We start from the raw sequence: 13,968 nt of genomic DNA, 5'->3' as shown, positions 1-13,968 counted from the left end.
AACTACAAATTACTAATTACAATCAAGGTTCTTTCACCCCACTGGTCAGGCAAGCCATGGCAATGCTGTAATATTTGGACAAACCGGAATCGCTACGCGACGGTAATACCACCGGACATGAGGGTCCTTGCAGCAACCCGGCCATATCGGCATGAGAAAACAGAGATACAGCCTTATAAAAAGCATTGCCCGATTCGATGTTTGGGAATATCAACACATCCGCCTCCCCGTCAATCGGTGATACAATGCCTTTGATGTTACCGCTCGTCTTCTCACAAGAGGTCTTCACATCCAGCGGGCCGTCGATGATGACATTGCCGAACTCTCCGGCTTCCGCCAGTTCCACAATATTCACATAGTCCAATGAATGGGGGAATTTGGCGCTGACCTTCTCTGTGCAATGAATCAGCGCGATACGTGGCTGCTCTATCCCGAAATGGCGGCAAGTATGGATGGCATACCAAATCATTTCAATGCGCTGTTGCAGCGTCGGGCGAGGAATGACCGCAGCATCGGAGAAAAAGAGCAGTTTATCGTAAGTAGGTATCTGCATCACGGCCAGATGGGTCAGAATCTTTCCTTTAGGCAACAAACCATGTTCCTTGTCCAGAATGGCACGTAGCAAATTGTCGGTATTGATGATGCCTTTCATCAGGATGTCCGCTCCACCCTCGCGTACGATACGCACCGCCTCACGTGCAGCCTCATCGGAATCTTCTATATGCAAGGTACTGACATATTGAGGATATTTCTTCAAGGTGGGATATTTTTCCAATATGGCAGAATCGCCAATCATCAGAAATTCCGCAATCCCCTCCTCCAGGGCACGGGATATGGCATATTCTGTATTAGGGTCATTGGCACAGACTACCGCAATACGTTTCCTCTTATTCAAGGTTTTCAGGTGGGCTGTTAACTGGGCAAAGTTCCGTATCGGTTCCATAACGTTAGATTTTTAGCAAATATCTAAAAAAATGTCGAGAAATACAGCATTTGCCCCGTTGAAATTTTATATGTTTAATATCATTTTGATATGTTCACCACAGATTACACAGATTGACACGGATTTGAACAGAATTTGAATTACTCTGTTGATTATATATCATATATAACCTCCCTCTCTTCTGTTAAAAATCCGTGTTAATCTGTGATATCTGTGGTGAATTGTGTACTTTTGCCCAAAATAGATTGATAATATAGTATGGGTAGTCTTATTTTCCCTCCGTATCTGCAAGAAGGTGACCGTGTCATTGTTCTCTCCCCTTCCAGCAAGATTGACAAATCTTTCCTGAAAGGCGCCTACAAACGTTTGAAGTCCTGGGGGCTGGAAGTCGTATTCGCAAAGCATGCGGGGAGTTCCAACGGAACGTATGCAGGAAATATCCGGCAACGCCTCGAAGACCTGCAGGAAGCCATGGACGATGAAGAAGCCAAAGTCATATTCTGTAGCCGGGGCGGTTACGGAGCCGTGCATCTGATAGGCAAACTGGATTTTACCAAGTTCAGGCAGCATCCCAAATGGCTCATCGGATTCAGTGATATCACCGCCCTCCATAATCTGTTCCAGCAGAATGGCTTCGCGTCGTTGCACGCCCCCATGGCGCGCCATCTCACAGTAGAACCGGAAGACGACTTCTGTACACAGGCACTGAAGGATATACTGTTCGGGCAGGCATTGGGAGGAACCGAAGCATTCAGTTATGTCTGCCCGGGGCACAAACTAAATCATAAGGGAGAGGGAAAAGGCGTGTTGCGCGGCGGCAATTTGTCTGTGTTCTACGGGCTGCGTGGTACTCCGTACGACATTCCCGCCGAAGGCACCATCCTCTTCATCGAAGATGTGGGAGAACGCCCGCATGCGGTGGAACGCATGATGTACAATCTCAAACTGGGAGGTGTCCTCGACAAGCTTTCCGGCCTCATCATCGGACAATTCACCGAATACGAGGAGAATAAGTCCCTGGGAAAAGACCTATATGGCGCATTGGCCGATTTGGTGAAGGAATACGATTACCCGATATGTTTCGATTTTCCCGTCGGACATGTCAGCATGAATGTACCGCTGATAAACGGTGCTGCGGTAACATTGGAAGTTGGAAAGAAAGAAGTGAAACTAAGTTTTAATACAGAAAGAGAATGAAACGGAATTATACATTCATCCCGTTGCTGCTGTTGCTGATTGTAGCGATAGTGGCATGCAGCAACAACAGCAGCAAGTCTGCAGCCGATAATGACAGTGAGGGCGATGCGACCAAAGCGACTGTCCAAGTGCCTCAGTTCAGTGCAGACAGTGCATATCAATACATACAGACCCAAGCGGATTTTGGTCCGCGCGTGCCCAACACCGCCGCCCACAAAGCCTGCGGAGAATTCCTTGCCAAGAAGCTGGAAGAATTCGGCGCCAAAGTATACAACCAGCATGCCGACCTGGTGGCTTACGACAACACCATCCTGAAAGCGCGCAATGTTATCGGCGCCTATAATCCGGAAAGCAAAAGGCGTGTACTGCTCTGTGCCCATTGGGACAGCCGTCCTTATGCCGACCAGGATGCTGACAAGACGAAGCATCACAGCCCCATCCTGGGTGTTAACGATGGAGCCAGCGGTGTGGGCGTATTGCTCGAAGTGGCCCGCCAACTGCAACAGCAGGCTCCAGCCATCGGCATCGACATCATCTTCTTTGACGCTGAAGACTATGGCATCCCCTACTTCTATCAAGGTGCATACAAGAACGACACTTGGTGCCTGGGCTCGCAATATTGGGGACGAGTACCCCATGTAGACGGTTATAATGCCCGCTACGGCATCCTGCTCGACATGGTAGGCGGAAAGAACGCCACCTTCTACAAGGAACAGTTCTCTCAAAGAACCGCCGGTAAGTACGTGAACAAGATATGGAACACAGCCCACCGCCTGGGCTTCGACAACTTCTTCCCCAAAGAAAAAGGCACCGAAGTGACAGACGACCATATGTATGTATACAACCTGCGGCAGATTCCCTGCGTAGACATCATCAACTATGACCCGAACTGCGACACCGGCTTCGGTGACTTCTGGCACACGATAGACGACACCATGGACATCATCGACAAGGGCACTCTCAACGCAGTGGGACAGACCTTGCTGGAAGTCATCTACAATGAGAAATAGACCATCAAATAGTAAATCGTAAATAGTAAAATAGTAAATCCCATGATAAGTATCAACGAAGTACAAGATGAAGTAATTGCCGAATTCAATGATTTCGACGATTGGATGGACCGGTACCAACTTCTTATTGATTTAGGAAACGAGCAGGAACCGCTCGACGAAAAATACAAGACGGAACAAAACCTGATTGAAGATTGCCAGAGCCGCGTATGGCTGCAGGCAGACGAAGTGGACGGAAAAATTATTTTCCAGGCGGAAAGCGACGCACTGATTGTGAAAGGAATCATTTCACTGCTTATCAAAGTACTCTCCGGGCACACACCGGATGAGATACTGAACGCCGACCTCTATTTCATTGATAAAATAGGACTGAAGGAACACTTGTCGCCCACCCGTAGCAACGGACTGCTGTCTATGGTAAAGCAGATGCGAATGTATGCGCTGGCCTTCAAAGCGAAAGGCATCTAAAGGTTACGACCGACAATATATAAGCTAATAATCAGCAGATTATATTTACCGGATGTTTACCCTATAATGTAAAAGCCGTTACTCCAGAATGTAACGGTTTTTACATTATGAAGTAACGACGTTTACCATAGTATGTAAAGGCGTTTACCGTAGTATGTAAAGGTGTTTACTGTAGTACGTAAACGGAGTTTCTTAAGGCGGTAAGCATTTCAACCTCTACTTGCGCCTTCTTCTCCCTATTTATCCCTCCTTAAACTCCAGTATATCCCCCGGCTGGCAATCAAGTTCCTTACAGATTGCTTCCAGTGTAGAGAAACGGATGGCCTTAGCCTTTCCGGTTTTGAGAATAGAGAGATTGGCAGGCGTAATATCAATCTTCTCCGCCAGTTCGCCCAAAGATATCTTTCTTCGGGCCATCATTATGTCAAGGTTTACTATAATCATATAATTGTGTTCTATTTATCAATTATTCTTTTCCCACTCACACCACCAGTCAGTGTACCGTTTCGTCAACCGGTAATAACCATATATGCACAGATACATCCACGGCATTACAATATAGACTTTCCACTTCCCGTCAAAGGCCGGAAACAAGAGGAGAAAATAGACAATACTTGCCAACAATAAAACCGCCACAAGTCCGACAACGAAATACAGACCATATTTCACACTTTTCTTCATATCGCGCTCTTCACTTTTATTTAAATCGTCAACTCTTGTTCCTCACGCATACGAACTCCCATCTTAAAAAGATAGCCCATAAAGATGATGAAAACTCCCAATAACACGAATATCCGATAAGAAGTATCAGTCGGTACTCCTTCGGGAGTAAACCAGGAGAGAGTTACCTGAAAAAGCCCATTCAATGCTATCAGCACCCCAATGGTTTGTATCAAAGATGAATTCTGATAAACAAACACTTCCTCCTTCTTCACATTGCGGAGAATGAGAAAAATACACAAGCCACATATTGTCATCACCAGCATTGTTACTGATTCGAGTAATATGTGCCAGATAAAATTAGCAGTATCATCCTTTCCCAACTCATAGCACAATGTCAGATTACGAACAATGCCGCCACCAATACATAGTCCACAGAAATAAAACAGCACATTCATAATAAGCGCTATCCGTCTCTTTGGTTCCTTTGGTTCCTTTTGTTTCATAAGTGTCATAATCCCTCCTCTCACTTTTAAATAGTCAAGTCCTGTTCTTCCTTTATCTTCACCCCGGCGGCAAATATCTCGGTGAAAAGAATTATAATAACCAGGGATGTGAAATCCGTATCATGCGATGCAACCACTTCATAGCCCAGCAGAGCCACTTGCTTCACTGCTTCAAGATGATTCAGCCAATCGTGCAAAGTCATCAAGCCGTACAATGCAGCAAACGAATAAGTAAAGAAACGCAACCGGGCTACATTATCCGAAGTAAACACTTCCCGCTTTGAGATGGATACCAGCAAACGTATCAGACAATAGATTCCTACAAAGAAAGGAATGATGGCAAACATGGCAAAGAAGTTCACTATGGAACTCCAGACAGTGGGGACAATCACAGTGCCTATTCTCTTTACCTGATAAGGTACTGACTTATCGGCAAAACGATTCGTCAAGGAATCGACTGCTGTCGTTTCCAAAGGTCTTACATCCACATATACCTTATCAAATAAACCGGAATACTCCGGCTGTGGAGTTCCCGAATGCACACTTACACTATTGTAACCCTCAAGAAAACTATTCTTCATATCCACCCAGCCCGCTATCATCGCATAAGCAAACTCTGCAACAATGACCAATATAGCCAGGATACCCAATATACTTATCTTTTTCATAATCCTCCCCCCACATTAAACCGTTAAATCCTGCTCTTCCTTTATCTTCACGCCGATGGCGAATATCTCGGTGAAAAGAGCTAATATCAAAAAATAAAACCAAGGATATTTAAGCCAATAAGACTCTATTTCATAACCGGCCAAATGAATCTGAGAAACGACATCACAATATTGACAATACTGTTTCAGTTCAAGAAGTATTCCCATAAGAATGATTGTATAAATAAAAACACGCATACGAAATACATTATCACGAATAAACACTTCCCGACGGGTTACAGCCATAACCATCTTTATCAAACAGAAAAAACCATACAAGCCGGCAAATGCCACAGGAAACATCAGAATATTCAATACAACACCCCAAACGGACTCTTCCACTTGTGTCTCCAGGGTTTCAATACAATACGGAATATTCCGCTTTGCCACACTATTAAAAAGAGAATCTGCTATCAAAGTCTCATCAGCCTTCACTGCAACATTTACAGTAGAGAAGTCAAACTCCCGACTGTCTCCTGCTTGATTCCAGCCATCAACCGCACCTTCAATTCCACCTTTCAAACCAGTAAATACTAATGCTACAATAACTAATATTGCCAATATCTGAATCTTTTTCATTATTGTATCTCCTTTCATTAAATCGTCAAATCCTGCTCTTCCTTCATTTTCAATCCAATGGCAAACACTTCACCTACAATCAGCGAACAAAGCCCAAGTACCAGCGTGGTAGTGCTCACCAATTCTGAGAGGCTCAGCTCGTAACCATGCAGCGAGAATACGGTATCGATACCTATAAAATCAAGATATGATGACGCAAAGGTACAGCAGAAGCTGACAACCAGTGCCATTCCCAATCGACGCAGCCGACGTACATTCCGCCAGTTGAAGATGTCGGACTTGTTGATAGAGATTATCAAGCGGATAAACAATACTACCGCCCAAAGGGAAAAGCCCAAATGCAGATATATCAGCAAATACTTTGCCACCACTTTCCCGACAGAATCATGAGAATCTACGCTGACCATCAACGAAGAGTAGGCTGCAGGCACATAACTCCTGCTTTTCTCATTGTAGACGGAATCCCTGAAGAAATCAAACGACTCCATGGAAGAAGGTATCAGGTTGACAACCTTCAGGTTCATCAGTTCCTTGTAGGCAGCAATGTCACTCCCTTTCTTTCCCAGCTCCAGTCCGGTCTGCGCCCCCATCTTGGCTCCCAGAAAGATATAGTACCCCTGCTCCAATACCGAGTAACTCAGTACAAGCATTACCACCAGGCAGAGAATGTTCAATCTTCTTTTCATAATTCAGTTGTTGTTGTATTAGTATCAGATATATTATATTTATTCAGTTGTTTCAAGGAGAGTAGAAGCAACAATATGAAAACCACTGCCCAAACCAGTACATACGGGTTACTCAGCAGATGTGTCACATCCTCCATTTCAGGATGTTTCAGGCTCAGATAGACAGACAAGCCGTTATTCATGATATGTATCAGAATACATGCCATAAGACTCCGTGTCTTATAATAAAGCCAGGCAAGCAAGAAACCGATGAGGCAAGCACCTATTATCTGAACCGGATTCAGATGAAAGATACCGAATATCAACCCGGAAAACAAGATAGCCTTTGCCGGGCTATATCTGCGAAGCAGCTCCTTGGTAATGGCACCACGGAAAAGCAGTTCTTCCAGTACGGGTCCCAAAACAGAAATACAGAGAATACCCAGCCAACCGGATTGCAGTATATCAAATGTCTGGTCCAACAAATTGGGCAAAAAAGTAAGTTCGGACATCAGAAGACCTATTATACATATGGAAGTCATTCCGGCAAGCAGGCTCCATGCCAGATAAGGGACTGACACCGGAGAATACAGATGCTTGTCTCCCGTCAGGTAGTTCTTGCGCCACAAGTACAGTCCCATGAAAACAAAGCCCAGCAGCATGGTAGGCGCCACAGCAATCTGACCAGCCTTGTCCATGTCGAAAGCACCATAAGCGAAATACGTATACAGCAGACAGAAAGGTCCTGCAAACAGTGCTCCTATAAGCTGCATCAAAAAGTAAATCAATACTAGTTTTATTGCCGTTTTCATTGTTCTATTCGTCTAAAAGTTCGCAAAGATACACATTTTCTCTGTCAATCCGTCAAGCTGTGGCAACAAGTCCCATCAGCAGCACCATCACTGTAGAAAGTGACAATACCAATAGTGTAATACTCATGAATGCTCTTCTCATAACCTAAGCCCCTCCCTCATTTCTATATTGTTCTTCATTTATTTCACTGCCAGAAGCAATACGTCTTCCTCCGCAGTGGCATGTTCCACCAACAGATTCCAGTCGTTGTCCTTCTTACTCCATTTGTAACTCAAGTAGTTGATGTCATCTCCCGCCTGCAGATAAACTGCTTTTTCTTTCACATCGGAGTAGGCATGCGTTTTGTTGTCCCACAAGGCATATTCCACATCCGTACCGGCTTCTGTATAATTGTAGTTCAAGCAATAGAAGCGTTCAAACGCCTGCTCAATCTCGTTCCATTTCAACGCTTCCTTCTGTATCGTACGCCCTTGGGCATCATAGATGAAATTGTATTTCAAATGGTTCTGCAGAAACTTACCGTTCTCTACTTTATATACAATCTGGGACTCCACCTGATTTCCGTTCATCACTTCATTATAGGCAAAGTTTTCCTGGATATTACCACCAAAAGCATTTATCACTACTGTCACTACAAAGATTGTTGTCATTACTAAAGTTTTCATACCGTTATTGTTTTATTAGTTCTTTATTTTGTTTTTCGATAATCATTTATCGTTTTTCGATATGCAAATAAAAGACCTTTTTTTGATATGACAAAGAAAAACAGAAAATATTTATCGAAAAACAATAAAAAAAACGCGTTTTACGATAAATATACAGAAAACAAACACTTCAAACGGGAAAATACATAGAACTGCAAGGAGATAAATGACCTTATCGCCTTATGTTTATAAAGAAAGAATGGATTTAATCTCCACCTCGTCACGGTGAAGCTGGGCAATAAGTTCTTCTATACTGTCGAATTTCAGTTCAGGACGGGTGCGGCGCACAAAGGAAAGACGCATCGGCTGCTGATAAATGTCAGCATCAAACCGGAATATATGGACCTCAATACTGCGATCGGGACCGTTCTCCAACGTAGGTCGGTAGCCAATGCTTAGCATACCGCCGTACTCCTTGCCTTCAACACAGACACGGACGGCATACACACCATCGCAGGGAATCAGCTTGTCAGAATCGGAAACACGGAGATTAGCCGTAGGAAAACCTATCTTACGCCCCACCTGATAGCCGCCGACAACCGTACCGTCCAAAAAGAAATCATATCCCAGATACTCGGCAGCTTCCGAAACGTTTCCCTCCTGCAACAGACCTCGAATAGCCGAGGAGCTGACAGTAACCTCCGTTACCGATGCTTCCTTACTATAAGCATACGCGCGCGCAAGAAGCACCTCCATACCCAATTCGCGACCATAGTGCACATAGTCTTCAAAACCCTCGCTGCGGTTATGCCCGAAACGATGGTCGTATCCTACTACCAAAGCTTGTATCTGATAGCGATCCTTCAGTATGGACATGAATTCCCGTGCCGAAAGCCGGGCTATTTCAGGAGTAAAATCAAGCATCATGCAATAATCCACCCCAGTCTTGGCTAGCAGGGAAACTTTCTCATCACAGGTGGTCAATAACTTCGGATGATAATCGGCCTGCATCACTTTACGCGGATGTACCGGAAAAGTCACGACCGACGAAGCAAGCCCACGCTCGGCAGCTACCGCACACACTTGCTCTATCAGGTAGCGGTGTCCCCGATGTACTCCGTCAAAGAAACCGATAGTGGCTACACTTGGACGGGAACCAATGTCCGATGTTTCACAAAACAACTGCATGTCTCCAATCCTCGTGGGCCTTTGGCGTATAGGTAGAAATACCCAACGCCTCCGCTGTCCGGCAATTGGCCTCAGAATCGTCAATGAAAAGAGTCTCGTTGGGAAGAATACTGGTCTCATCCAGTACTTTCTGAAATATATCGGCATCCGGTTTTGCCATCTTCATCTCATAAGAGAGATAGATATGCTCAAAAAAGTCCTCCGCACGGAAAGCCTTGTAGCGAAACGCGTGCAGACACGACCATTGCCAATGGATTTCATTGGTGTTGCTCAGCAGATAGACCACATATTTTTTGCGCAGTTCCAACAGTAAATCCAATTTAAAAGTAGGAATACTCACTAGGAAACTGTTCCAGGCGTCATCTATCTGGGCATCAGTCACCGGTTTCCCTATCTTTCCACGAATCACTTCCCGGAACTCCGCACTGGTAATCAACCCTTTTTCATATTTCTGGAAGAAATCCTGCTGGTGATAGAGGTCCAACATGACTTCCACGTCCGGCAATCCCAGCTTTCTGAAATTCTCTAAACAGCGCTGGCGGTCCAAATCAATCAGAACTCCGCCAAAATCAATAATAAGGTTCTTGATTCCTCTTCTTTTCATCACTATTTCTGTGTTAAACGCCGGATAAGGCGAACCAGTTCACCTATCCACAAAACAAACGAGGTAGAAACGACAATCGTCATCCAAGTCATAAAATCGAGCGGCACTGTGCGGAACACAGCTCCACCAAACTGTACAATCAGTATCTGTCCGCCCAAAATGGCAAGTATAATCAGCTCCATGCCATAAGATTTGGAAATGCCCTTGAACGCCGAGTCCGAAGTGCCGAACACACGCGCATTGAACAAGTTCCAGAACTGAAGCATAACAAAGAATGTGAAGAACACAGTCAGCCGATAGGTAGTCATCCCTCCCTCCTCACTGTTAAACCAGAAGAGCATTCCCATAAGTAACACCAGGAAGGCAGTCCCCATTCCCAGAATGTAATACCTCATGGACTTGGTTATAATGAAATCCGTACTCTTACGTGGCTTTTCCTTCATCACGCTCTCACTGGGTGGAATGGACGCCAGGGCCAGAGCCGCAAACGTATCCATAATCAGGTTCACCCACAACATCTGCGTGACGGTCAAAGGAAGCGTCGTACCCACCAGTGAGCCCAGGAGAACGATAAACAAAGCCACAAAATTGATAGTCAGCTGAAAAACAATGAAACGCTGTATATTTTTATATAAAGAACGTCCCCACATCACGGCCGTGCCTATACTGTTGAAGGAGTCATCCAGCAGCGTGATGTCGCTGGCCTCCTTGGCAACGGAGGTTCCGGTACCCATCGAAAGTCCCACTTGCGCATGGTTCAGCGCAGGAGCATCATTCGTGCCGTCACCCGTCACAGCCACTACCGCACCTTTCTGCTGCAACAGTTGCACTAGACGCTGTTTGTCTGTGGGGCGTGCACGCGACATTATCTTCAAGTCCATCACACGGTCCAATGCCTCCTCATCCGTCAATTCGGCAAATGCAGCTCCCGTAATGCGGTTCTTTTCCGTATCCTCCGGTTTCCACAGACCAATCTGACGTGCTATCTCGGTAGCTGTACCCGGTGTATCTCCCGTCACAATCTTCACTCCGATACCTGCCGACTGGCATTTGGCAACAGCCGCAGGCACATCCGGGCGGATAGGGTCACTGATGGCAACCACACCGAGGAACGACAAGTCATTTTCAGCAACCAATGACACACAATCAGACGCTTCCGCATCATCCACAATCTTGAATGCAAAGCCAAGTGTGCGCATGGCCATATTCTGGTAGTTGAGCAACTGGGCCTCCACTGTAGAACGGTATTCCACCGCATCCACACGCTTGCCGTCCAACATGACATCCTTGCATTTACCCAAAACAATCTCGGGAGCTCCCTTCACATACAGCACCTTCTTCCCAATCAAGGGGGATTGCACCAGGGTAGCCATGAATTTCCTTTCCGTAGAGAAAGTCAGCTGATCAATAACCGTAGCTTTCTCACGCAGCGCCAGATAGTCGCATCCTTGGCTGTTCAGCCAAAGCAGCAGTGCCACCTCCGTGGGGTTACCCACCCCTTTCGGCTTCTCGCCAGGCACCTCTTCTTCCAGGAAAGCAGTGGAGTTAGCACTGATACCTTCCATTACCAGCTTGCTGAGGTCATCATTCCCCAACTGCCCGTTATTCTTCAAACCATAGAAATTGGGTTCATGCACCTGCATCAGATTTTGGGTCAATGTACCGGTCTTGTCGGTACAAATCACTGTAATGGCTCCCATCGTCTCGCATGCATGCATCTTGCGCACCAGGTTGTTGGTGGAGAGCATACGGCGCATGTTCAACGCCAGACTGAGTGTCACGCTCATCGGCAAGCCTTCGGGCACAGCCACCACAATCAAGGTAACTGCCATCATAAAGTATTGCAAAGTAGCCTGCAAGGCCGGCAGCCAATCACGGAAGGTATGGAATGAAGAAAAGTCATAGACCAGTACCACATCCTTTACAAAGAAAATGAAAAAAGCCAGACCCGCCACGGAAAAGCCAATCTTTCCAATCAGGTTGGCCAATTTGGTCAACTGGATATTCAGCGGAGTAGGTTCCGTATTCTGTTCGGTACTTTGACGTGCCACTTTACCGATTTCCGTAGCATCACCCACAGCCTCCACACGCATGGTGCCATGTCCGTCCACCACCGTTGTACCGCGCAAAATGCGGTTGGAAGCATACGTAGCCTCTTCGTCAAAGTCGGCTTCTACGGTAGTTTTCGTCACTACCGGCTCACCGGTCAGATTCGATTCGTTCACTTGCAGGGAAATGGCTTCCAGCAATTCCCCGTCCGCCGGAACCTCTTCACCGGTTTCCAGCACCACAATATCACCCACCACCACATCTTTACGGGGAATCTCCTGCACATGTCCGTTACGAACTACTTTCACCAAAGTTTCTTCGTTCACTGCATTCAGCAGGTCAAACTTCTTACCGGCATCATATTCAAAGAAGAAACCGATACCGGTAGCCAGCAAAATGGCTACTATAATGCCGATAGTCTCGGCATATTCATTCTCTACAATGGAAATAATCAAAGAAAACAGAGCGGCAACCAGCAATACCCTTACTACGGGGTCCTCAAACTTCTCCAGATACAATTTCCATAAGGAAGGCCGTTTAGGAGGCGTCAATAAATTTACTCCATGTTCGTCGCGGCTCTTCCGCACTTGTTCGTCGGTCAGTCCGACATGATAATAATCATCCTTTATTGCAGTCATGCAAGTCTTTAGGTTTAATTTTGGAACGCAAAAATACAATAATAATCCGGGAAAACAATACCTATATAATGATTAGTGATTAATTGACTGTCATTGATTCTCTTTTTCCCTCACCAGTTTCGGTCTGGTTGCAGGCTCCCACGGCAATGTGAACCAGAAAGTCGAACCTGCCCCTTCTTCCGATTCCACGCCTATTTCGCCCCCCAATTTGCGGACAATGGTCTGGCAAATGGAGAGCCCCAGTCCGGTACCGTTCTTTTCCTGCTTCAGCTTGACGAAACGTTCAAAAACATGTGGCAACTTCTCCTGGGGAATACCTGTTCCCGTGTCTTTTACGTAGAAATAGAGACCTTCCTCATAGGGTCTGAACCCAAGGGTAATACTGCCTTCCTGGGTAAACTTCAGGGCATTCGTCATAAAATTGGAAACCACTTGTGCAAGCCGGTTTCTGTCCGTATGCATGGTATATTCCTTCTCAGAAGCCTCCCGAATAATCTGCACTCCACTGCCCAGCTCGGCCACCCGCATACGGAACTGTTGTTCCAAATCGAACATCATCTGGTCGATGTCCACATCCGAGAATACAAATTCCAATGTTCCGGCTTCTATCTTCGAGAGGTCCAGAATATCAGCAATCAGCTGTTGCAGCATTTCATTGTTACTTTGCACAATTTTCAGGAACTGTGTCTTCTCCTCGTCTGTCGATGCAGTGGCCAGCAATTCCGAGAATCCGACAATTGCGTTCAGCGGAGTACGGATTTCATGACTCATGTTCGCCAGGAACACCGATTTGGAACGGTCGGCATTTTCTGCCTTCTCACGTGCCAGTTTCAGTTCATCTTCCACTTGTTTCAACCGGGTAATGTCATGCACGGTAATCACCATGCAGTCGCGGTCCTCAATCTTCATATACTCACCGGAAACATAAGCATTGCATTCCGTAGTTCTGCCTTCGCTATCCCTAAGATTCAAAATAGCCGCCAAATCCGTGAAGTTTTTCCGCACCACAAAGGCATTCTCTATGGCATTCCGCACGGGGCAGTGCCCACACAAATCGTGAGTGCCGCAACCTCCTGCTGCCGACAAGGCATTGTTACAGCGTAGAATATCTCCAACCCGTCCGGTTTCGGCAGGCTTTACAGCTCCGGTAATATCGTAGTAATTGGTGTAGAATACAGTGAAGTCGCGGTTTATCAGCAGTACGTAGGCGTGTAGATTCCGCATAATCGCCCTGAACAGCTTGTCGGTCATTTTCATAAGATGTTGTTTTTAATAGAGAGCAAAAATAGACTTTTTT

At 45.9% G+C, this 13,968-nt stretch carries 16 protein-coding genes; 3 read left to right on the top strand and 13 right to left on the bottom strand.

The annotated features are described in order from the left end of the window. Positions 1-22: 22 nt before the first annotated feature. The gene (locus DWY57_RS04475) at positions 23-943 is read right to left on the bottom strand and encodes a phosphate acyltransferase (RefSeq protein ID WP_005834523.1); all 921 of its coding nucleotides are present in this window, start codon (positions 941-943) and stop codon (positions 23-25) included. Between the two features lie 258 nt (positions 944-1,201). Between DWY57_RS04475 and DWY57_RS04470 the strand changes: the two genes are divergently transcribed. Genes DWY57_RS04470 through DWY57_RS04460 form a run of 3 tightly spaced genes read left to right on the top strand, consistent with a single transcriptional unit; the run spans position 1,202 to position 3,618 of the window. After that, entirely contained in the window at positions 1,202-2,140 is a 939-nt protein-coding gene (locus DWY57_RS04470; RefSeq protein ID WP_035447115.1) for an LD-carboxypeptidase, read from the top strand. After that, positions 2,137-3,150 carry a M28 family peptidase gene (locus DWY57_RS04465; RefSeq protein WP_119961392.1) on the top strand — a complete coding sequence of 338 codons (1,014 nt, stop codon included), beginning with the start codon at positions 2,137-2,139 and terminating at the stop codon, positions 3,148-3,150. Before DWY57_RS04470 ends, DWY57_RS04465 begins: the two co-directional genes overlap by 4 nt. A gap of 45 nt (positions 3,151-3,195) precedes the next feature. Then, positions 3,196-3,618 (top strand): SufE family protein, encoded by a 423-nt coding sequence (locus tag DWY57_RS04460; protein WP_119961448.1) that lies wholly within the window; start codon positions 3,196-3,198, stop codon positions 3,616-3,618. Between the two features lie 240 nt (positions 3,619-3,858). Here DWY57_RS04460 and DWY57_RS04455 read toward each other — a convergent pair whose 3' ends face one another. The 12 genes from DWY57_RS04455 to DWY57_RS04400 all read right to left on the bottom strand — a co-directional run bounded on the left by DWY57_RS04455 (position 3,859) and on the right by DWY57_RS04400 (position 13,928). Further along, positions 3,859-4,062, bottom strand: coding sequence for a helix-turn-helix transcriptional regulator (locus tag DWY57_RS04455; RefSeq protein WP_005830522.1), 204 nt, complete (start codon positions 4,060-4,062; stop codon positions 3,859-3,861). Positions 4,063-4,080: 18 nt separating this feature from the next. Continuing rightward, on the bottom strand, positions 4,081-4,299 hold the full coding sequence (locus DWY57_RS04450) for a hypothetical protein (protein ID WP_005830523.1): 219 nt from the start codon (positions 4,297-4,299) through the stop codon (positions 4,081-4,083). A 20-nt stretch (positions 4,300-4,319) separates the two neighbouring features. Then, entirely contained in the window at positions 4,320-4,793 is a 474-nt protein-coding gene (locus tag DWY57_RS04445; protein WP_243634650.1) for a DUF2975 domain-containing protein, read from the bottom strand. A gap of 17 nt (positions 4,794-4,810) precedes the next feature. Next, positions 4,811-5,452 (bottom strand): DUF2975 domain-containing protein, encoded by a 642-nt coding sequence (locus tag DWY57_RS04440; protein WP_119961391.1) that lies wholly within the window; start codon positions 5,450-5,452, stop codon positions 4,811-4,813. 15 nt (positions 5,453-5,467) lie between these two features. Then, entirely contained in the window at positions 5,468-6,070 is a 603-nt protein-coding gene (locus DWY57_RS04435) for a DUF2975 domain-containing protein (protein WP_034529397.1), read from the bottom strand. Positions 6,071-6,087: 17 nt separating this feature from the next. Next, entirely contained in the window at positions 6,088-6,756 is a 669-nt protein-coding gene (locus tag DWY57_RS04430) for a DUF2975 domain-containing protein (protein WP_005830532.1), read from the bottom strand. Beyond that, positions 6,753-7,547: a type II CAAX endopeptidase family protein gene (locus DWY57_RS04425; RefSeq protein WP_119961390.1), complete on the bottom strand. Its 795-nt coding sequence runs from the start codon at positions 7,545-7,547 to the stop codon at positions 6,753-6,755. The genes DWY57_RS04430 and DWY57_RS04425 overlap by 4 nt, the downstream gene beginning before the upstream one ends. A 180-nt stretch (positions 7,548-7,727) precedes the next feature. Next, a complete protein-coding gene (locus tag DWY57_RS04420; protein ID WP_016272428.1) occupies positions 7,728-8,213 on the bottom strand; it encodes a DUF3836 domain-containing protein in 486 nt (161 codons plus the stop codon). A gap of 225 nt (positions 8,214-8,438) precedes the next feature. After that, positions 8,439-9,380 carry a bifunctional riboflavin kinase/FAD synthetase gene (locus tag DWY57_RS04415; protein WP_119961389.1) on the bottom strand — a complete coding sequence of 314 codons (942 nt, stop codon included), beginning with the start codon at positions 9,378-9,380 and terminating at the stop codon, positions 8,439-8,441. Further along, a complete protein-coding gene (locus DWY57_RS04410) occupies positions 9,364-9,984 on the bottom strand; it encodes an HAD family phosphatase (RefSeq protein WP_119961388.1) in 621 nt (206 codons plus the stop codon). Before DWY57_RS04410 ends, DWY57_RS04415 begins: the two co-directional genes overlap by 17 nt. 2 nt (positions 9,985-9,986) lie before the next feature. Continuing rightward, positions 9,987-12,671, bottom strand: coding sequence for a calcium-translocating P-type ATPase, PMCA-type (locus DWY57_RS04405; RefSeq protein ID WP_119961387.1), 2,685 nt, complete (start codon positions 12,669-12,671; stop codon positions 9,987-9,989). Positions 12,672-12,761: 90 nt separating this feature from the next. Further along, complete coding sequence (locus DWY57_RS04400; protein WP_119961386.1) at positions 12,762-13,928, bottom strand: HAMP domain-containing sensor histidine kinase; 1,167 nt, start codon at positions 13,926-13,928, stop codon at positions 12,762-12,764. Positions 13,929-13,968: the final 40 nt, after the last annotated feature.

Origin of the sequence: Bacteroides sp. AF25-5LB (assembly GCF_003602965.1) — a bacterium.
In the GTDB taxonomy this organism is placed as follows: Bacteria; Bacteroidota; Bacteroidia; order Bacteroidales; family Bacteroidaceae; genus Bacteroides; species Bacteroides uniformis.
The sequence above is the reverse complement of the archived record's forward strand: the minus strand, read 5'-3'. Positions and strand labels throughout refer to the sequence as shown.